Origin of the sequence: Sinorhizobium fredii USDA 257 (assembly GCF_000265205.3) — a bacterium.
GTDB classification, from domain to species: Bacteria; Pseudomonadota; Alphaproteobacteria; order Rhizobiales; family Rhizobiaceae; genus Sinorhizobium; species Sinorhizobium fredii_B.
On the sequence record NC_018000.1, the window covers coordinates 3,101,372 to 3,120,478 of the forward strand.

A 19,107-nucleotide genomic window follows, 5' to 3' on the forward strand; every position below is an offset into this window, starting at 1 on the left:
GCATGAAGGCTCAACACGCGAAACCCTTAATACTGATTTGCTCGGACGATGCAGACTTCTACGTGCTTCTAGCACATATCCTCGTACGTGAGGGCTTTGAGACAGCGCTGGTCGGTGAGGATGAAGTAATCAAACGTGCCGCCACCAGGCACGTCACGGCGATCATACTGGATTCGGCAAAAGACTCAGGACTGACGGTGAAAACGTGTGCTGCAATTAAGGCCTCCGACGCGACCGCGGGTGTTCCGACGATCGCGCTCGTTTCGTCGGGGGATGAGCGGTACTATCTGGCGCTGATCAAAGCGGGCATTGACGAGAATTTCTTCCGCCCAGTCTCACCCCCAAGGCTGTTGGCATATCTTTGTTCTCTCTCCCGGAGTGACGCTAACGGTACACGGCCGACCGAGGCAATCGGGGGGGGAGCCACCATCTTTGGCGGGCTCAGGATAGAAGCCGGACGCCGCATGGTCGTCTATGGTGATAAAGAGATCCAGCTCGGCCCCATCGAATTCAATCTATTGCGGTGCCTAGTTGAAAAGCCAGGCCGTGTCTTCAGTCGCTTGGAACTGATCGAAGCTGCTTGGCCTTCAGATCTCTTCGTGCAGCCCCGCACGGTCGATGTGCACGTCGGGCGATTGCGCCGCTCACTTGAGCGGCTAACTGGGCGTAGCATGATACGCACGGTGCGAGCTACGGGTTATGCCTTGGACATGGACGCAAGGTGGGACTGATGCGCCCACTTCAAAGGTTGAATTGCCAGTTTACAATTCCTCGAAATGTAAAGGTGCGGATTAATATTTAACAAATTAGTTGTATGTTGGAACTAATATTTTTGAATATTTCACATATACTTTGTTGAGTTTTCGAATCAAAGACTTAATGCTCCCGATACATTCGAATCTAAGCACCATCGGGAGGAAGAAATGAAAGCCGAATTACCAGGGCAGGAAAGCGTTGCAGGCAACAGCGCCTACAGAAACACCAGCAGCCTCATTCAGTATGCTCAAAGTCACTTCGATGCGGCGCATTTTCAGGGATTGATGGCGATCTATGGACGCCCACTGGCGGGACGCGTTGTGGCGCTGCGCCAGGAAAATGGCCGCCATGTCGTTGACTTCGTGCGGTGCTCTTATCTTGGTCTCGACAATCATCCGCACATCGTCGCAGGCGCGATCGAAGCGCTGAGCCAATACGGCGCGCTCCATTGGTCGTGTGCAAGAACGCGCCTCAATTTCTCGATCCTTGGCGATTTAGAAGCGGCCTTATCGGAGTTGTTTGGCGCAAGGGTGATTACCTACAGCACGGTGCTGGCGGCGAATATGAGCGCATTGCCGCTGATCGCGTCTGGGTATCTGACCGGTGGTATCAAACCCGTGATGGTATTTGACCGCCTCGCCCACGCGACACTCGCCTTTCACAAGGGAACTATTGCCACCGAAACGAGGGTTGAGACAGTCGCGCACAACGACCTTGAAGCCCTTGAAACTCTCTGCCAGACGAACGATTCCGTCGCCTTTGTTTGTGATGGCGTTTATTCGATGGGCGGAAGCGCCGATATCGAACGTCTGCTCCGCCTCCAGGACCGCTATGGTCTTTTCCTCTATATTGATGACGCACATGGGGTGTCGCTATTCGGCAAGCATGGTGAAGGCTTTGCCCGATCGCAAATCGCTGGCCGCTTGGGCGAGCGAACCATAATAGCGGCGTCGCTCGGAAAGGGCTTCGGCGCCTCGGGCGGTATGCTCCTGCTTGGCACGGCTCGACAAGAAGAGCTGTTTCGAAGGTTTGCGGTGGCACACGCATTTTCAGCTTCGCTGAACGTCGCAGCCATTGGTGCCGCGCTGGCATCGCAGAAATTGCATAGGACGAGAGAGCTTGAAAAGCTGCAACAGACGCTCCGGGAGCGCGTCAATCTGTTTGACAGCCTCGTCCCAACGGAGCAGCGAGGCTCCCCCTTTCCGATCCGCACCGTGGAGGTGGGTGACGAACTCAAGGCAATCGCAGCAGCAAGAGCATTGCTGGACCGAGGGTTCTACACGTCGGCCATTTTCTTTCCCACGGTTGCAAGGGGAAGGGCAGGGCTGCGACTGTGCCCGACCGCCGGGCACTCGGAGGACGAAATCCGGGTCTTGGGGAGCGTGCTCCATGATGTTCGTGGAGAGATTGGCGCTGCACCGGTTCGATAGCCACGCGAACAGACGTACTTCAAAGGTGAGACGATAAATCCAAAGGAGGGATGGTATGCATGAGCGCGTCTTCGCGTGCTACGTTTTCCTGTCGAATCCGGAGTGCTTCATCGAGCAAATGCGCCTGCGGCTTGCAAGCTTCTACGAGTACACAATTGAACAGGGGAGTGAAAGAACCTTCATATTCACCGATGGTTACGCGGCTGCGAGAGCCGTGGATGGTGGCCTGCTGATGCGGATCGGAGCGGCGAACCTCGTTTCCTCCCACGCCATCAGAATAGCGTTCGAGGTTTCCCTTCTCCAAATCCTCCATTCCGCGCCCAAGATTGCTTGGTATCCCGCCCGCCTTGGCGCCTCCTACCACGGATCGGAGAGGCGCCACGAAGCAAAGTCGTTTAATTGATGGCGAATCGACCCAGGCTCTGACGCTTCGGCAGCCTTAGCGCTTTCGCTGATGATACCCCGGAGGAGCGGCCTAGCAGCGAGCTTGTCGCTCACCATTCGCCTGCCGACATCAAAGTAGTTTCTAGCTTCCGGGAAAAGCAGTGGCGATGCCTCTTGCAATTATTCCTCAGCGGCGCCGCTACGGTCTTAAACCCGCGTCCCGAAGACACCGGCGATGGTCAATCGGCAACCTTTAGATTAAACTCCTGTTTCCCCGGGAACAACTGTTCCGTGCACGCTTTGAAAAAATTAGGCCGGTGTGATTTAAGCTGCCGAACAAGAGCTTGAATGAGCATCCTGCTTCTCCGGCGCGCCCGCGCCGGAACATCATCAAGAAGGCCGTTTGGCGGCCGGACATGCCGACCTGGAGACATTGGCCAGTGCCTGAACCTTTAGCAGTATCGAATGGCAGGAACATCGATCCCGCCTCTGCCCTGCGAGATTGCCGATCCGCCTTTGTCGGCATCGGCGTCGCCAGTGCGCTCGTCAATATCCTCTATCTCACCGGCTCGTTCTTCATGCTCGAGGTCTATGACCGGGTTCTGCCGAGCCGCAGCATTCCCTCGCTGATTGCGCTCTGCCTGCTGGCCCTGCTGCTCTATGCTTTCCAGGGCGCTTTCGAGCTGATCCGCGGGCGCATGCTGGTGCGCATCGCCGGAGCGCTCGACGAGAGCCTGAGCGGCCGCATCTATCGGGCGGTGGTGAAGGCGCCCTTGAAGCTCAGGATGCACGGCGACGGACTTCAGGCGCTGCGCGACTTCGATCAGGTTCGCTCGTTCCTTTCGAGTGCCGGGCCGGCGGCGCTGTTCGACCTGCCCTGGCTCCCCTTCTATGTCGCCATCTGCTTCCTGTTTCATCCGGTCATCGGCTTCGTGGCGATCGGCGGCGGCCTGGTTCTGACGCTTCTCACCTATCTCACCAACCGCGGCACGCAGGCTCCTGCCAGGAAGGCGTCCGAGGCGGGCGGTCTCCGCAACGCCTTCGCCCAAGCCTCGCAGCGCAATGCCGAGGTCGTCCAGGCAATGGGCATGACAGGCCGGCTCGGCGAGATTTGGGAGCGCCGCAACGCGGAATTCCGGGAGCAGAACAGGCGCACATCCGACATCGGCAACGGCTATGGCGCGCTTTCCAAGGTCTTCCGCATGGCGCTGCAGTCGGGCGTGCTGGCCGCAGGCGCGGTCCTGGTGATCGAGGGGCAGGCGTCGCCCGGCATAATCATCGCCGGCTCGATCCTGACCGCGCGGGCGCTTGCACCGGTGGAGCTCGCCATCGGCAACTGGCGCGGCCTCGTCCAGGCGCGACAGAGCTGGGAGCGCCTGAAGGACCTGCTGAAGGCATTGCCCGAGTCCGAAACGCCGCTGGCGCTACCGAACCCGCGCGAACGCTTGAGCGTTGAGGCTTTGGCGAGTGGACCTGCGGCAGCGCAACGGCTGATCTTCATGGATATCAATTTCACCCTCCGCGCCGGCAGCGCGCTCGGCGTCATCGGCCCGAGCGGTTCGGGCAAGTCGTCGCTGGCGCGCGCCCTCATCGGCGTGTGGCCGGCCTATCGCGGTTCGGTACGCCTCGACGGGGCAGCACTCGACCAATGGGACAGCGACGCGCTTGGGCAGCATATCGGCTACCTGCCGCAGGACGTGGAACTTTTCGCCGGGACCGTCGCGCAGAATATCTGCCGCTTCGCCGCGAATGCGACTTCAGAAGCCATCGTCGCGGCCGCCAAGGCGGCGCGCGTCCATGACCTGATCCTGCGCCTTCCAAATGGTTTCGATACCGAGATCGGGGAGAGTGGCGCCGCACTCTCGGCCGGTCAGCGTCAGCGTATCGCGCTCGCCCGGGCACTCTATGGCGACCCCTTCCTGGTGGTCCTCGACGAGCCGAACTCGAACCTCGATGCGGATGGCGAGCAGGCGCTTAGCGAGGCGATCATGAATGTGCGTCACCGCGGCGGCATCGTGGTGGTCATCGCCCATCGGCCAAGCGCGCTTGCAGGCACCGACCTCGTCCTGATGATGAACGAGGGGCGCATGCAGGCTTTCGGCCCGAAGGAGGACGTGCTCGGCAAGGTCTTAAGACCGCAACAGGCGGATCGTCCGTCGCCGTTGAAGATCGTCTCGGAAGGCCAGGAGGCAAAGCAATGAGCGGCAGCACGCAACAGGTCTCGGCTGCACGACGCTCCCTCACGCGCCACATGATGGGGGTCTCGGTCCTCGCGCTCGCCCTCGTCGCCGGCGTCGGCGGCTGGGCGGCGACGACGGAATTGTCGAGCGCGATCGTCGCGGGCGGGGTGGTCGTCGTCGACAACAATGTCAAGAAGGTCCAGCATCTGACCGGCGGCATCGTCGGCGAACTCAAGGTCAAGGAGGGCGACCGCGTCGAAGCCGGCCAGGTCCTGATCCGTCTCGACGGCACAACGGTGCGTGCGAACCTTGCGATCGTCGACAGCACGCTGGCGCAGCTTTATGCGCGCCGCGCGCGGCTGCAGGCGGAGCGGCTCGGCGCCGCGTCGTTCGAGATCGACAAGGACCTCGCGAACCTGATCTCCGGTGCGGCGGCGACCAAACTCGTCGACGGCGAACAGAAACTCTTCACTAGCCGCCGCACGGCGCTGCTCGGAATGAAGGGGCAGCTTCAATCGCGCAAGGCGCAATTGGCCGATGAGATCGAAGGCCTGACGGTGCAGCTGAAGGCGATCGAGGATGCTTTGACGCTGATCGCCGAGGAACTGACCGGCGTCGACTTGCTCTATGGCCAGGGCCTGGTGCCGATGCAGCGCGTGACCACTCTGAAGCGGCAGCGGGCGGAACTCGAAGGCGATCGCGGCCGGCATATCGCCTCGCGTGCCCAGGCGCGCGGCAAGTCGAGCGAAGTCGACCTGCAGGTCCTGCAATTGGACGAGGATCGGCGCACGGAGATCTCCAAGGAACTGACCGACGTCGAGGCGAAAATCGCTGAGTATGAGGAGCGGCGCACGGCCGCGACAGACCAATTGAGGCGGCTCGACATCACCGCGCCTCTGCCGGGCCGCGTCTATCAGCTGGCCGTGCACACCGTGAACGGCGTCGTCAATCCCGGCGAGACGCTGATGCTCGTGGTGCCGGAGGCCGACGAACTCACCGTCGAGGCGCGGGTGGCGACCCACGATATCGACCAGATCCGGATCGGCCAGCCGGTCGAGATTCGCTTCAGTGCCTTCAATCAGCGCACGACGCCGGAGGTCGAGGCGGAGGTAGTGACCGTCGCTCCGGACCTCGTCAACGACGAGCGGACCGGCGCCAGCTACTATCCGCTGCGCATTCGCCCGAAGCCGGAGAGCCTTGCCAAGCTCAAGGGACTGTCTCTCTATCCCGGCATGCCCGCCGAGGTGTTCATCAAGATCGCCGATCGCACTGTCATCTCCTATCTGGCGAAGCCGCTAACCGACCAGATGCGCCACGCATTCCGGGAGGATTGAGACGGGATCGCGACACGGCCGGCGCCCGCAGTTGGCGCGGGACGCCGGCCGTCTCGCTTGAGCAGGTGCGCCATGGGACCGCGGTTAGCGCCGATTCTGCCTGTTCTCGCCGGTTAAGTGTTCGCGGGCATTTTCGTGATTGGACTTCGCGCCCGGTTGGAGTCAGTTTTATTAGGCGTATGAGGTGGAATGGGGGACCAACTAAGGTGATTAGGAGGTCACAATGAAGCACCATGCAATCGAAGAACTGCAAAGCGTCGCCGAGGTCAAACAGGACCTTCCGCGCCGGGCCTTGTCGCGCAGCGAGCGTCTAGAGCGCTGGGCGGAACTCCTGGAACGCAACCCGCACAGGCGGCTTTCGACGTTGCACGAGACCGAGTATCAGCCGGCGCATGTACGCGCGACGATGCGCGGCGACGGCACGCCGATCTCCGTTGCATTCGAGGACCCGGTCCTTCGGACAGCTGGAATGGATAACGACAGCTACGGCGAAGCGAAGCGTTTCTTCGAACTGAGTGACGAGCAATTGCACAAGGTCATCTGCTATTGCCATTTCGGCGCGACGGTAAGTGCGTCGACGGCGGCACGTCACATTCGCGCGATGCTTGTCGAAAATCAGCCGGGCCTGTTTGCTCGCTTGCGCCAGGTGTTCTTCGGCTAAGGCGGGCGACGTTTGCATGACCACTGCTCCGGTGGCGGCCCGCGTTGCGGGCCGCGGAGAGGGTGTGTGCGGCGGGTCGTCCGCTGCGCCGGCAATGACGCGGGCTAGCAAACGTCCTTTAAGGAGCTGAGGACGCAAAGCGGGGGAGGCACTTCGCCGCTGCTGCGCCCCGCATCTTCGGACGCGAGGGACGCGGGAGCGGCGAAGTGTGCGCGCGGAAGTCGTACACCTCAACCTGCGCGCCTGCTCGCGGCCACTCGCATGTGATCTGATCACTGCCACATGCCATCTACAGCGCAGTGCGTCTTTTCAGACGCACCGAGGTCGCTGTTGCATGTTTTTATCCTTAAATCGGCTAGGATTTAAGGAAACATGCAGTAGGCGCCAACTCAGAAATCGGCGACCTTGCCCCAGGCCGAGCCATTCAGCCGGTCGGGGTGATAGGGTTTCGGATCGACGATCGGCGGCTCACCCGTCACGAGATCCGCGATGAGGTGCCCGGCGCCGGGACCGATGCCGAAGCCATGGCCGCTGAAGCCGGCGGCAAGCATCAGGCCGGGCAGGGAGCCGACCTCGCCGATCGCCGGGACCCCGTCCGGGGTGCTGTCGATATAGCCGGCCCAGGCGGCGCTGACCGGCTGCTTCTCGAGCGCCGGCAGGAGCGCTCGGGCCCGCTCCAAAGTCATCCGTATCTGCGCTTGGTCGGGGCGAGGATCGAGGATGCGGTTGAACTCCATTGGCGTCGGTCTGTCGAGCCGCCAGCGCTGAAGCGTTTCGTGGCCAGACTTCCAGCCTTCGATCCCGCCGGGAGCAAGGCTCCGCCAGCGTCGCGCGAACATCGGCACAAATTGCCGGGCAAAGCGCATCTGCTGCGGCGTCGGATCCACCCGGGCGCGGCCGCTGATCGCCAGTGTATAGCCGCCGTCGCCACGCCGCGTCGCTGAGACCGCGGCCGTGTGCAGTGCCGCCGGCAGGCCCTCTGCGCCGGGTGCGACGGAAAGGATCGACGCGCGGATCGAGGCCTGCGGAAAGCGGATGCCGAGCTGCCGACAGAACGAGGAGGCCCAGGCGCCGCCGGAAAGGACCACGATGGGGGTGCGGATCGTGCCGGCTTCGGTAACGACGCCGGTCACGCGCCCCGCCTCGAGCTCGATGCCGCGGGCCGCGCACATCTGGTGTACGGTTCCGCCGAGCGTCATGACGGCGCGGGCGACCGCCGGCGCGGCCCGCGATGGATCGGCGGTGCCGTCGGTCGGCGAAAAGACGCCGCCCTTCCAGCGGCGGCCGGTCGCCGCACCGCGTTCGCTCGCCTGCGCCCCGTCCAACATGTGAGTCGTTACCCCGACGCTGCGGGCGAATTCGCCCCAGCGCGCCCAGCCGGCCAGCTCGCTTTCGTCATTGCTGAGATAGAGCAGGCCGCAGCGCCGAAAGCCGGTGTCCTCGCCGGATTGCTCGGCGAAACTCTCCCAGAGCGACAGGCTCTTCGTCGCCATCGGCAGTTCGCGGGCGTCCCGGTTCTGCTGGCGGCACCAGCCCCAGTTGCGACTTGATTGCTCGGCGCCGATCCAACCCTTTTCCAAGAGTGCGACCGAAAGGCCGCGCCGTGCCAGATGATAGGCCGCGAAAACGCCGACAATGCCGCCGCCGATGACGACGGCGTCCGCGCTTGCCGGCAGGGCGGGCGTCGTTTCGATGTGAAGAAGCGGGGCGGGCATCGACGGTCTCCAATCTATCCGCCGGCATTCTAGCGCCTGGGCGATCCGGAGACTGCCGCACTTCGATCGTTCACGGCATATTCTTCGGTTCGACCGGCACCAGGCGGAGATTTATTCTGGGAAAATTTCCATAAGCTTATCAGAGCAGGGAGCGTCTGATTTCGGCTTGCCAGCAAGTCGAGGCCGCATAAAATGCTGACCGGCGGTGATGGCTGCCATCCCGTCTGCCCGCGAATTGGAGAGCGCCGATGAAACTCGACCGGATCGACATCAAGATCCTCTACGAACTGCAGAAGAACGGCCGCATCACCAATGTCGAGCTCGCCGAGCTCGTCAATCTCTCGCCGAGCCCCTGTTTGATGCGGGTGAAGAAATTGCAGGCGGAGGGGTTTATCGTCGGCTATTCGGCGCAGATCAATATCGCCAAGCTCGGGCAGACCCTGACGGTATTCACCGAGGTTACGCTCAAGAACCATCGCCAGATCGATTTCGCCCGTTTTCTCGCGGCCGTCGAAAAGGTCGATTCGGTCGTGGAGTGCCACCTGGTTTCCGGTGGCTATGACTATCTCTTGAAGTTCGTCACCGGCGGTATCGTCGAATATCAGACGATCATGGAACGGCTGATCGACATGGATGTCGGCATCGACAAGTATTTCAGCTATGTCGTACTGAAATCGCCGATCGTCAAATCGCACATGCCGCTGACCAGCCTCTTTCCGCACTAGGGCGTGTATTATGTCGACCAGGCCGTCCTGACAGGTGGTGCGCGCTACGGCGACTCACTTTGTGCAAGAAGCGCGGCCGTGCACCGTCCGTCAGTCTTGGCAGCCTCGAGGGATTCAGATCGTCGACCTCGCGCAGAACAGGAAATCGTCGCAATAGCCGACTGCATCCGTTTGTGGATCTAGAATCAGTGGGCGAGTTCGGATTGATGGCGATGGTCGATTGCCTATAACCCTTAAAGAGAGCATGCTGTCGACTTCAGCAGCCATTTTCAGGGCGCTGCTGCTTCGGGGCCTCGGTGTCCTGGCCCCAACGAAAGGAGGACTGCATGTCTTCCGACCTCCACTTTCACACAACCGCACGTAACCTCGTCAGCGTCAGCGGATTTGGATACGGCGAAAACGTTCGGCTTCAGCAAATTCGTAAAGCCGAGCCAGCGGTCGCACCGCGCATCAAGCGATTCAGTTTGGCAGCGCCGCGCGCCAGCCTTTCCTGCCTAGATCGGGGAACATTACGTCCTTGCTGAGTGGGGCAACATACGGCGATGCAGCACATGAAAGCTGCAGTCGACAACTAACCAAAAATCAGGAGAACCAGATGGCTAAAGGCCAGGCAAGAAGCAATCGCGAAGTTCGAAAGCCAAAGAAAGACAAGACGAAGGCACCGGTGGCCGCTGCACAGGGCACCCAGGTCAAGTTCGCGAACAGCGGGCTCAGCCTCGGCAAGAAGCAGAAATAGCTTCGATTGGGGGCAGAGGCGTCTGGCATGCCGCTTCTGCCGCAGCCCATAGCGTTGGACATCGCCGCCCTTTCCGGCACGCAGCGCCCGAAGGATAATGCTCCCAACTGCAGAAGACACGCGCCCGGATGCGCGAGCGCGGGCCTGCTGAACGGCAACAGCGCCTCGAGAGGCGTATGACGCTTCCCGCTACACTCTCTTTGCCCAAGGAGCACACCAATGGCGACGTTTGATTACAGTGCCGGTGCAGGACTGTATCCCTGCAAGACCGTGAGGAGGACGAGCCGGCTTCGATACAGGCGGTTTGATTCGGTCGCTGAAGCACTTCGCTTTGCGATCGAGGACATGCCGGCCTCGATGCTTCGCGGCTCCGTTCTGGAGGTCGAGGAGGCTCGCTTCAACGGTCAGCAGATGCGGGAGCTCTACGAAGCCGAAGCATATCCTTTGCCGCGGAGGGGACGACAGGACCTTTGAACTGGTTTCGGAACGCAGATCGGGGAGGGTGGGCGACTCATCAGCGGAGAAATACCAAAATTAGCAGTGAGGGAAATTTCAAAACAAAAAGTGGACGGCGCTATCAAAGTGCTGTAGTGAGACAACATCGATACTTTGTTTGCCGATATTTGTTTTTTGCTGCGCCTCGCGCCTCTTGACGAACTTCCCTCTCAAAAGTCGAAAACCCGCTGCGCGTCGCTCAGCGGTGATCAATGTTGCTAAGAAAGGGTTCGTCATGACCACTGGCACAGTTAAATGGTTCAATGCCACCAAAGGCTTCGGCTTTATCCAGCCTGACGACGGCAGCGCTGATGTGTTCGTTCACATCTCAGCTGTCGAGCGTGCAGGAATGAATTCGATCGTCGAAGGCCAGAAACTCGGCTTCGAGCTCGAGCGAGACAAAAAGTCGGGCAAAATGTCCGCAGGCCAGCTCCGCGCTGCCTAAAGCTTTTGGCCGCTGATGACCACGGATGTACTGGCATCGCGGCAACGGGTTCGAAAAGGCCAGGCGGATGTCTGGCCTTTTTTCTGTTCTGAGGCTCCATTTGCCGGCACAACGCCCGCGCCCCCTTTCCGAAGAGCGCGTGACCACGAGAATTAAGGAAATATCTATTGAGACACCTCAACGCCAATGGCTTTGCCGAACGCCGCACTGCTGCGGCCGAGGCCAAGCGTCAGCTTCTGGCAAAATTCGCCTCCGCCCCCAAGGCGACTGATCCCGAGATGCAGGAGCGGCTTGCCGCCCGCGAAGCGGTGGCGGCCGCACGTGAAGCCCGTCGGGCCGCACGCGAAGCATTGAAGACAGCCGAAAACGAGCGCCTCCTGGCGGAAGCCGCAGCAGCGGCTGCGGCCGCCGAAATCGAGGCGAGGAAAGAAGCCGAAGCCCGGCAGGCTGAAGTTGCCGATCGCGTTGCACGCGTCGTGGCCGACGAAGCTGCGCGCAAAGCCGAGCGCGATCGCCGTTATGCGGCACGCAAGGCTCGTCAGGCCTGACCCTTCTCAACCACTGTGCCTGAAACTCAACCCAAGCCACAGGGCCTTGGCGGATGATGTGTGAGGCGAGGAAATACGGACCAGTTTGATGAATGCACATGCCCGTCCACCGGCATCCCTTGCTGAAGACAATGCCGGAGCATGGTTGAAGACCCTTGCGAAATACCGTCAGCCCCGCATTGGACGCAGTGTCCTGGAGCTTCTCGTCACCGCCGTTCCGTTCGCCGGCTTCTGGGCCATCGCTTATTTTTCCCTCGCTCACAGCTTCTGGTACGGGTTGATCGCGATCATCCCGGCCGCAGCCTTCCTCCTGCGGCTTTTCATGATCCAACACGATTGCGGCCACGGCTCGTTCTTCGCTCGTCGCTGCCTCGACGATTGGACAGGACGTATCATCGGCGTTCTTACGCTGACACCCTACGATTATTGGCGCCGGGCGCATGCCGCTCATCACGCTTCGGCCGGCAATCTGGACGAGCGGGGCGTCGGCGACATCACCACGCTCACTATCTCGGAATACCGTGCACTTTCACCCATGAGGCGCCTCGGCTATCGCCTGTACCGGCACCCGCTGGTGATGTTCGGCTTCGGCCCCGCATGGCTCTTTCTTCTTAAGCAGCGTCTGCCGGTCGGGATGATGAACGGAGGGGCGCTCCCCTGGGTCTCGACAATGGCGACGAATGTCGCGATCGTGATGTGCGCCGCCTTGATGGCTTGGGCGATCGGACTCCTGCCTTTCCTCTTGATCCACCTGCCGATCGTACTGCTGTCGGGCGCCGCCGGCATCTGGCTCTTCTATGTGCAGCACCAGTTTGAAGATACGCACTGGTCGGCCGGCGAGGATTGGCACTTTCCCCAGGCAGCCCTACACGGTGCCTCACACTATGACCTGCCGTTGGTGCTGCGATGGCTGACCGGCAATATCGGCATTCATCACGTCCATCACCTGTCGAGCAGGATCCCTTACTACAGATTGCCGGAAGTTCTGCGCGACCACCCGCAGCTCGCGCATATCGGACGCATCACGCTTTGGGAAAGCTTGCAATGCGTGAGGCTCGTCCTTTGGGACGACAAACGCGAAAAACTCATTTCCTTCCACGATGCCGCCCATGCGGCCGTCCACTCATAACGGGCGTTTCACGGCGCATCGTGGATATTCGACTGAAGCCTGCAAGGATATGCACAGATCATTCCTCCATAATGCAGGCTCCGCTTAAGGAGCTGATACTGCCGGTTGCGCTCGCAGGCGTTACCGGAAGAATCAAGATGTGCCTTCTCGGGAAGTCATCGCAGTTCCAGGGTCCGTGGCACTGCCGCTTGGCCACGAGCGTTTCGCAGACCCCGAGTAAGCAGCTTTCCTTGGCGCCGACTAGCTTTAGCCATCTTGGAGAGAGGCGCGGGAAGCGCCAGTGAAGCTCAAAGTCGAAAGCTTGCTCGTCTCTTCAACTCGCTCCTGCCTCGGGTAATCGCTTCCGGCTTGGCCGACGGCAACGAACCGGCTTAGATGCAAGCTTCCCCTCAGGGGGCGCAATCGTGATTGGAGGTATGTGTCTCTATGGCGACTCTGGCGCGAATTCTTTATTTGTTAGAATCTATCGCATAGGATTTTACGTGAACGCGAGACAACGCGAGTCTAGGATCGCCCAGTGTTTAGGGGATGAATATTGATAGCTCAAATTCAGTCACGACTTGGTCGCCTTTCGCCGTTGCTGTTGGCCGCACTCGTCCTGAGCGGATGCCAATCGGCTGCTTTCGACGACGTTGCGGCGTTCGGAGATAGCGCCAAAACTCTCGAGGATGATTCGGCCGTCGCCTTCTACAAAAACGATGAACTGATCCCGACCGGCAAACTGCAGTTCAAGGAAAAAACTACGGCAAGTCCTACGCCATCTACAAACGTGCGGTCGCTGTATTTCCGCAGGACCCTGCTGCTTGGCTTGGCTTCGCTGCCTCTGCTGACATGATCGGGCGATTCGACACGTCGGATCGGGCCTATCAGCAACTCTCCAAAATGATTGGCAACAGCCCGGTCTATTACAACAATCGCGGCTATTCCCATCTTCTGCGCGGCGACCTTCCCAGGGCGCGCAGTTATTTCTTAAAGGCCTACGAGCTCGATCCCGGCAACGAGACGACCGCGCGGAACCTAGAGCTGATGAAGAACAGCGTGAAGTACGCGCAGCGGTGATAGCTGACCGATGGGTCGCTCCGGAGTTCCCAGCAGGAGGGCTTGTGAAAGTCAATCCTGCGAGGGTCACATCTCGCCATTCGGGTAGACGCGTCTCTCCAGCACGAACGTCGCCGTGTTGGCCCGGCTGAACGGTTATCGCTACTGCTACCGTACCTTTCGCAGGATCAACTTGCCTTCCGGCGAAACCGATCTTTCGTAGCGCGGCAAGTTAGACATGGAAACGCCCTCAGCCTCGCCGGAGGGCAGGCTGCCATCTTGGGCTTTCGGGTCCGCGTCGGCGGCACTCAACGAAGGCGCCAGGCGCTGCGTCACCTCTTTGCCGGGGGCGCTCAGGATAACAGAACCGCCGGAACTCGGCAGACCGGAGCGGATCCCGTCGTCCAGCTCGGCGACGGCCTTCTGCAGGTTCTCCAAGCGCTGGCGAACGATCGCCAACTCATCGGCCTTTGCGCCGCTGGCGATATTGCGGCCCTGCTTGTCGTGCTGCAGCTTCAGTCCGTCGAGGGAGCGCTTGACGCCTGCGAGAACTTCGCGGCTTTCTCGGAGGTCGGCTGCGTTCTTGGCTGTGTAGAGCAGGATACCGGCGTTAAGCGGCAGAAATACCAATGCCAGGGCGATGAATGGCGCGGCCCGATTTCTTTTCGGCTCGTCCTGCGTCCGTTCGCGCCGCGCGTCGGGTTCGACCTCGATATTCGCCATTTTGACCATCACCTCACTCCGCCGCAAGCCGGGCCGTGGCCCTCGAACTAATTCCCGACACACTCAGGGCGATGTTGCCAAGACAAGCGCCCCGCCTCATACTCCATGTGACAATTACCAGTCACACGCCGTCCAACGGCTAGTCCGCCGTGAAGACCCCTTCCCAAGCCCGTTCGAGCATCTCCAGTGACGCCACTCTCCGAAGCCCGTTGAACTCGCAATAGGATGCTACGAAGTCCAGAAGATACTTGGGATGGTAGCAGGAGCCTAGTGATTCGCCACCGTATTTGCGATCATAGAACAGTTCCAGGTCCGCCATAGACATTTCTACCGTCACGCCTAGCGCATAGGCCTCGAATATGCGGATATATTCTTCTCGCGAAGGATTGTTGATGAATATTTTGTATTTCAGCCGCCGCAATCCAGCCTCGTCGGAAAGTTCCTTCGGGGCAATATTTGTCGAAAAGACAACGAGTTCGTCGAAGGGGACTTTGAACTTCTTTCCCGTATGCAGGGTCAGAAAGTCGTAGCCGCGCTCGAGCGGCACGATCCAGCGGTTGATGAGCGCCTGCGGCATCACCTGCTGGCGCCCGAAGTCGTCGATGATGAAGACGCCGCCAGAGGCCTTAAGGTGCAGCGGCGCCTCGTAGACGGTCGAGCCTTCGCTATAGGCTAGGTCGAGGAGGTCGAGCGTGAGTTCGCCGCCGGTCTTGATCACAGGACGCCGGCATTCGACCCAACGCTGATCGGCCTTCGGATAGGGCGTCCCGGTCACCGACTGGTGAACCGCTTCGTCAAAGAAGCTGATGACGTAGCCGCCGACCTCGATGGCGTAGGGTACCCAGATCGTCTGTCGGAACAGGCGCGAGGTGCGCTCGGCGATGCTGGTCTTGCCGTTGCCGGGCGGCCCGTAAAGCAGAATGGATTGCCCCGAATTCATTGCCGGGCCGAGCTTCTCCACCAGAGACGGCGATAGCACGAGCCCCTCGAGGCTCGCGACGAGGCCATCCTGCGTCACCCGCTCGTGATTGATGGACTGCAGGCCGAGTTGGCGGCAGAAGGCGTCGAGCGAGACCGGCGCCGGCCCGACATAAGAGGATTGTCGCATGGCGGCATGGGCATATTCCATGCCCTTTGTGGAAAGCGCATAGCGGATGTCGGACCTGACGTCCTCTCCGGCGAGTCCACGCGCCTCGACATAAGCGAGCTTTGTGAGCTCCTTGATCAGAGCATTGATGACGGCTTTCGGAAGTTTCATCCGATCCGCCAGATGCGATGGCGTCACCGTGTCCTGTTCGGTCGCGCACTTTGCTGCCAGTCGCAGCAGGAAGGAGAATTCGAGCCCGGTTTCCTCGACGCTCATCGGCGCCAGTGGCATACGGGGATCTAGCGCCGGAGCGATGTCCCCGCGAATAGAATCGATCGAATGCATAGGAGCCTCGCTTTTCTTAACCGCCGGGCGCCAGGCCTACGATGAGGCTGACGACACGGATGACGATTGGTACGAGCACAATGACGAGGCTCACCGGGAACAGGAAGGCGCCGAGCGGCAGCAGCATCTTGATCGGCAGCGCGTTGGCCTTTTCCTCGGCCCGGACGATACGCAGGTCGCGCATTTCCTTGCTGTAGACCCTGAGCGTCTGGGTGACGCTCGTGCCGAGTTCCTCCGATTGGCGGAAGAGGACCGCAAGCGCGCGCGCCTCATCGATCCTGAGGCGCGCCGCTAGGTTGGCAAGCGCCTCGCGCAATCGCCGACCGCCGCGCACCTCGAGCATCATGATCGAAAGATGCAGGCCGAAGTCCTGCCTTTTGCTGACGAACTCCCGCGCGACGCGGTTTGCCGCCGCTTCGAGGCTCATGCCCGCATCGAGGCAGACGATCAGCATGTCCATGAAATCGGGAAAGAGACGGCGATACTCACGCTCCTTCGCGTCACCGCGCCGATCGATATAGATGTTTACCAGAATGAAGGTCATACCGGCGGCGAACATCGCGATAATCAGGGTCATAAGCCGCGACGTTTCAGGCAAGAAGCGGTTGAGCGCCCAGACGGTCAGGACCAGCACGCCAACGCAGACGATTGCGCGGATCGCCTGGAACGTGGTGACAGCGTTGGCGCTGAAATAGCCGGCGCGAATGAGCCGGTTCTGCGTGGAATTAGCGTTGCTATCCCGCCGGGTGATCTCGAAGTATCGACGGATCAGCCGGTTCTCGGCCTCGCCGAGGTCGGCAATGGCGCCGTCGCTCACATGAAACTCGTCACCCTGTGCCTTCGGACCTGCTTCCGAGAGGCGGACGCCCACCTCGCGCCGACGGAAAACGACTTCAGACGCGGCCGCAGAAAATATCAGGACCGAAAAGAAGACGATGAGGTAAATGCCGTACTCGTTCCACATGGCGGCGCCTCAATACTCGAAATTGACCATTTTGTAGATAATGACGTTGCCGATCGCCATCACGACGAAGAGCGCCGTCACGATGATGGTGCCGTAACCGCTGTCCCAGACCGGGTCGAAATAGGTCGGCGCCAAGGTCCTGATCATGCCGTACAGGAGGAAGGGATACATCGACATGAAGATGCCGGTGATGCGCCCTTCCGCGGAGATCGACTTGACCTTCGCCTTTAGCATGAAGCGATCGCGCAGGGTCTTCGAGAGGTTCTGCAGGATTTCGACAAGGTTGCCGCCGGTGCCTGCCTGGACGCTCAGCGAGATGGCCAGTAGGTTGAGATCTTCCACGCCAACGCGATGGTTGAGGTTCATCAGCGCATCGTCGAGTGTGACGCCATAGGTCAGTTCGTCCGACAGGAGACCAAACTCGGTGCCGATCGGATCGGGCATTTCTCGCGCAACGAGCGTGATCGCCGCCGGCAGCGGATGCCCCGCCGCAAGGCTCCGGTTGGCGACGTCGAGCGCCTCGGGGAGCTTTTCGGAGAATTTGCGCATGCGCTTGGCACGCGCCCGCCAGACGATGACCACGGGGATGAGCAGGCAGGCGAGAAGAAAGATCGGAATCCGAACGAGGTTGATCGGCACCAGATACTGGACGACCAGCCAAACGCATATGGCGCCGACAATTCCAAAGAGCGAAAATCGCTTTGCATCGAACTTGAGGCCGGATTGAACGTAGTACTGCCGCAGCCGCTGCATCAGCGGAAGTGACCGCCATTCCCCGTCGATGCCGCGCTGCTTGAGCATCTCGCGGTAGGTCTCGCGGTGGTTCTCGCTGCCCTCGAGCAGGGTGAGGCGATGGTTCACCGCCTTGTGACGTTCCGAGGTCCGGACATAAGTGCGCAGCAGCGCTTCTGCAGCAACTAGCGCTGCAACGAATACGGCGGCATAGAGGAGGATGAGGGTCATGACTTGCCAGGCCCCGTTTGGAGCGGTTTGCCGGGTTCGAAGATCGCCGCGGGCACGATGATGCCGAGTTCGGCGAATTCCTCGACGAAACGCGGACGCAGGCCGGTCGCGCGGAACTCACCGTGAATGCGGCCTTTCTCATCGCTGCCGGTCTTCTTGAACCGCATGATCTCCTGCATCTGGACGATTTCGCCTTCCATGCCGGTGATCTCTGAGACCGAAACGACTTTGCGGCCGCCGTCGCTCAGACGCTGCACCTGGACGATGAGCGTGATCGCCGAGGCGATCTGGGAACGGACGCTGAGCTGCGACATCGGCATGCCGGCCATGCCGACCATCTGCTCGAGGCGGCTCACCGCATCGCGCGGTGTATTGGCGTGAATGGTGGTCATCGATCCTTCGTGACCGGTGTTCATCGCCTGCAGCATGTCGAAGGCCTCTTCGCCGCGCACTTCGCCGACGATGATGCGGTCCGGTCGCATGCGCAGCGCGTTCTTCAGGAGTTCGCGCTGGCGGATCTCGTTGCGCCCGTCGAGTGTGGGCGGCCTGGTCTCCATCCGGCCCACATGCGGCTGCTGGAGCTGCAGTTCCGCCGCATCCTCGATGGTGATCAGCCGTTCCTTTTCCGAGATCTGCGAGGAAAGCGCATTGAGCAAAGTCGTCTTGCCCGAGCCCGTACCGCCCGAGATGATCATCGATACCCTGCCCTTGACCGCTGCGCTCAAGAGGATGCGCATTTCGTCCGCCATGGCCCCGTATTCGACGAGGCGCTCCAGCGTCAGCGGCTTGCGGGTAAATTTACGGATCGAGACGAGCGGTCCATCGACCGAGATCGGCCGGATCGCAACGTTGACGCGTGAGCCGTCCTTGAGGCGGGCGTCGACCATCGGGGTCGACTCGTCGACCCGGCGGCCGACAGCGGAGACGATCTTGTTGATCACCCGAAGCAGGTGATCCTCGTCCTTGAAGCGGACGGCCGTGCTCTCGAGCTGCCCGCGACGCTCCACATAGACGCTATTGTGGCCGTTGATGAGGATATCGGCGATGGTCTCGTCCGCCAGCAGCGGTTCGATTGGACCAAGGCCGAGCATCTCGTCGGTAATGTCGCGAACGAGGTCGTTGATTTCCTTGGCGTTGAGCGGCGAATTGTTGCGGCGGATATAGTCCTTGACGAGTGGCCTGATCTCGGCGGCAATCTCTTCATTGTCGAGCGTGTCAAGTATGCCGAGATTGATCTGGTCCAGGAGGTGGCGATGCAGGTTGACCCTCTCCGCCACCATGTCGAGGCCGGGCGGAGCCTGCTCTGCCGCAGATTCGGTAGCCGCTTCCTTCGGTATCGCGGCGACCGCCTCTGCATTGGCGGCAATCTGCCTAAGCTCCGCATTGTCCTGCGGCGGTTGCTTGTAAAAGCGTCCTATGAACCCGTTCGCCATCAGCCTTACTCCTTAC

The 19,107-nt window shown here is 60.7% G+C and carries 18 protein-coding genes and 1 pseudogene; 13 read left to right on the top strand and 6 right to left on the bottom strand.

Annotated elements, in window-relative coordinates; translation table 11 throughout:
• Positions 1–2 precede the first annotated feature (2 nt).
• From USDA257_RS14315 to USDA257_RS14340, 6 genes are all read left to right on the top strand, one after another.
• Positions 3–731: a winged helix-turn-helix transcriptional regulator gene (locus USDA257_RS14315; protein WP_014763690.1), complete on the top strand. Its 729-nt coding sequence runs from the start codon at positions 3–5 to the stop codon at positions 729–731.
• 192 nt (positions 732–923) lie between these two features.
• Positions 924–2,186, top strand: a complete 1,263-nt coding sequence (locus tag USDA257_RS14320; protein WP_014763691.1) for an 8-amino-7-oxononanoate synthase family protein — start codon at positions 924–926, stop codon at positions 2,184–2,186.
• A 55-nt stretch (positions 2,187–2,241) separates the two neighbouring features.
• The gene (rctB, locus tag USDA257_RS14325; RefSeq protein WP_048657392.1) at positions 2,242–2,589 is read left to right on the top strand and encodes an SMa0974 family conjugal transfer regulator; all 348 of its coding nucleotides are present in this window, start codon (positions 2,242–2,244) and stop codon (positions 2,587–2,589) included.
• A gap of 421 nt (positions 2,590–3,010) precedes the next feature.
• Positions 3,011–4,771: a type I secretion system permease/ATPase gene (locus USDA257_RS14330; protein ID WP_014763692.1), complete on the top strand. Its 1,761-nt coding sequence runs from the start codon at positions 3,011–3,013 to the stop codon at positions 4,769–4,771.
• Positions 4,768–6,084, top strand: a complete 1,317-nt coding sequence (locus USDA257_RS14335; RefSeq protein WP_014763693.1) for an HlyD family type I secretion periplasmic adaptor subunit — start codon at positions 4,768–4,770, stop codon at positions 6,082–6,084. The genes USDA257_RS14330 and USDA257_RS14335 overlap by 4 nt, the downstream gene beginning before the upstream one ends.
• Before the next feature lie 223 nt (positions 6,085–6,307).
• Positions 6,308–6,745, top strand: coding sequence for a hypothetical protein (locus USDA257_RS14340; protein WP_014763694.1), 438 nt, complete (start codon positions 6,308–6,310; stop codon positions 6,743–6,745).
• 389 nt (positions 6,746–7,134) lie between these two features.
• Here the strand turns inward: USDA257_RS14340 and USDA257_RS14345 are convergent, their stop codons facing one another.
• Positions 7,135–8,460, bottom strand: coding sequence for an NAD(P)/FAD-dependent oxidoreductase (locus USDA257_RS14345; protein ID WP_014763695.1), 1,326 nt, complete (start codon positions 8,458–8,460; stop codon positions 7,135–7,137).
• Positions 8,461–8,708: 248 nt separating this feature from the next.
• Here USDA257_RS14345 and USDA257_RS14350 point away from each other — a divergent pair, with 248 nt between their 5' ends.
• The 7 genes and pseudogenes from USDA257_RS14350 (at position 8,709) to USDA257_RS14380 (ending at position 13,597) form a co-directional block, all read left to right on the top strand.
• A complete protein-coding gene (locus USDA257_RS14350; protein WP_014763696.1) occupies positions 8,709–9,185 on the top strand; it encodes an Lrp/AsnC family transcriptional regulator in 477 nt (158 codons plus the stop codon).
• A 595-nt stretch (positions 9,186–9,780) separates the two neighbouring features.
• On the top strand, positions 9,781–9,921 hold the full coding sequence (locus tag USDA257_RS37140) for a hypothetical protein (protein WP_014763697.1): 141 nt from the start codon (positions 9,781–9,783) through the stop codon (positions 9,919–9,921).
• 219 nt (positions 9,922–10,140) lie between these two features.
• The gene (locus tag USDA257_RS14355; RefSeq protein ID WP_014763698.1) at positions 10,141–10,395 is read left to right on the top strand and encodes a hypothetical protein; all 255 of its coding nucleotides are present in this window, start codon (positions 10,141–10,143) and stop codon (positions 10,393–10,395) included.
• 256 nt (positions 10,396–10,651) lie between these two features.
• On the top strand, positions 10,652–10,861 hold the full coding sequence (locus USDA257_RS14360; RefSeq protein ID WP_014763699.1) for a cold-shock protein: 210 nt from the start codon (positions 10,652–10,654) through the stop codon (positions 10,859–10,861).
• A gap of 167 nt (positions 10,862–11,028) precedes the next feature.
• Positions 11,029–11,409: a DUF6481 family protein gene (locus USDA257_RS14365; protein WP_014763700.1), complete on the top strand. Its 381-nt coding sequence runs from the start codon at positions 11,029–11,031 to the stop codon at positions 11,407–11,409.
• A gap of 88 nt (positions 11,410–11,497) precedes the next feature.
• A complete protein-coding gene (locus tag USDA257_RS14370) occupies positions 11,498–12,538 on the top strand; it encodes a fatty acid desaturase (protein ID WP_014763701.1) in 1,041 nt (346 codons plus the stop codon).
• Between the two features lie 577 nt (positions 12,539–13,115).
• A pseudogene (locus USDA257_RS14380) lies at positions 13,116–13,597 on the top strand (tetratricopeptide repeat protein).
• A 147-nt stretch (positions 13,598–13,744) separates the two neighbouring features.
• Here the strand turns inward: USDA257_RS14380 and USDA257_RS14385 are convergent.
• The 5 genes from USDA257_RS14385 to USDA257_RS14405 all read right to left on the bottom strand — a co-directional run bounded on the left by USDA257_RS14385 (position 13,745) and on the right by USDA257_RS14405 (position 19,091).
• A complete protein-coding gene (locus USDA257_RS14385; RefSeq protein WP_041414229.1) occupies positions 13,745–14,308 on the bottom strand; it encodes a hypothetical protein in 564 nt (187 codons plus the stop codon).
• A gap of 130 nt (positions 14,309–14,438) precedes the next feature.
• Positions 14,439–15,731 carry an ATPase AAA gene (locus USDA257_RS14390; protein ID WP_014763703.1) on the bottom strand — a complete coding sequence of 431 codons (1,293 nt, stop codon included), beginning with the start codon at positions 15,729–15,731 and terminating at the stop codon, positions 14,439–14,441.
• Between the two features lie 16 nt (positions 15,732–15,747).
• Positions 15,748–16,695, bottom strand: coding sequence for a type II secretion system F family protein (locus USDA257_RS14395; protein ID WP_014763704.1), 948 nt, complete (start codon positions 16,693–16,695; stop codon positions 15,748–15,750).
• A gap of 9 nt (positions 16,696–16,704) precedes the next feature.
• A complete protein-coding gene (locus USDA257_RS14400; protein WP_014763705.1) occupies positions 16,705–17,658 on the bottom strand; it encodes a type II secretion system F family protein in 954 nt (317 codons plus the stop codon).
• Complete coding sequence (locus USDA257_RS14405) at positions 17,655–19,091, bottom strand: CpaF family protein (RefSeq protein WP_014763706.1); 1,437 nt, start codon at positions 19,089–19,091, stop codon at positions 17,655–17,657. Before USDA257_RS14405 ends, USDA257_RS14400 begins: the two co-directional genes overlap by 4 nt.
• Between the last annotated feature and the right edge of the window lie 16 nt (positions 19,092–19,107).

Bases quoted from the DNA above. Each gene is read 5' to 3' on its own strand.
- USDA257_RS14315 (WP_014763690.1), top strand. From the start codon at position 3: ATGAAGGCTCAACACGCGAAACCCTTAATACTGATTTGCTCGGACGAT.
- USDA257_RS14320 (WP_014763691.1), top strand. From the start codon at position 924: ATGAAAGCCGAATTACCAGGGCAGGAAAGCGTTGCAGGCAACAGCGCC.
- rctB (WP_048657392.1), top strand. From the start codon at position 2,242: ATGCATGAGCGCGTCTTCGCGTGCTACGTTTTCCTGTCGAATCCGGAG.
- USDA257_RS14335 (WP_014763693.1), top strand. From the start codon at position 4,768: ATGAGCGGCAGCACGCAACAGGTCTCGGCTGCACGACGCTCCCTCACG.
- USDA257_RS14340 (WP_014763694.1), top strand. From the start codon at position 6,308: ATGAAGCACCATGCAATCGAAGAACTGCAAAGCGTCGCCGAGGTCAAA.
- USDA257_RS14345 (WP_014763695.1), bottom strand. From the start codon at position 8,460: ATGCCCGCCCCGCTTCTTCACATCGAAACGACGCCCGCCCTGCCGGCA.
- USDA257_RS14350 (WP_014763696.1), top strand. From the start codon at position 8,709: ATGAAACTCGACCGGATCGACATCAAGATCCTCTACGAACTGCAGAAG.
- USDA257_RS37140 (WP_014763697.1), top strand. From the start codon at position 9,781: ATGGCTAAAGGCCAGGCAAGAAGCAATCGCGAAGTTCGAAAGCCAAAG.
- USDA257_RS14355 (WP_014763698.1), top strand. From the start codon at position 10,141: ATGGCGACGTTTGATTACAGTGCCGGTGCAGGACTGTATCCCTGCAAG.
- USDA257_RS14360 (WP_014763699.1), top strand. From the start codon at position 10,652: ATGACCACTGGCACAGTTAAATGGTTCAATGCCACCAAAGGCTTCGGC.
- USDA257_RS14370 (WP_014763701.1), top strand. From the start codon at position 11,498: ATGAATGCACATGCCCGTCCACCGGCATCCCTTGCTGAAGACAATGCC.
- USDA257_RS14385 (WP_041414229.1), bottom strand. From the start codon at position 14,308: ATGGTCAAAATGGCGAATATCGAGGTCGAACCCGACGCGCGGCGCGAA.
- USDA257_RS14390 (WP_014763703.1), bottom strand. From the start codon at position 15,731: ATGCATTCGATCGATTCTATTCGCGGGGACATCGCTCCGGCGCTAGAT.
- USDA257_RS14395 (WP_014763704.1), bottom strand. From the start codon at position 16,695: ATGTGGAACGAGTACGGCATTTACCTCATCGTCTTCTTTTCGGTCCTG.
- USDA257_RS14400 (WP_014763705.1), bottom strand. From the start codon at position 17,658: ATGACCCTCATCCTCCTCTATGCCGCCGTATTCGTTGCAGCGCTAGTT.
- USDA257_RS14405 (WP_014763706.1), bottom strand. From the start codon at position 19,091: ATGGCGAACGGGTTCATAGGACGCTTTTACAAGCAACCGCCGCAGGAC.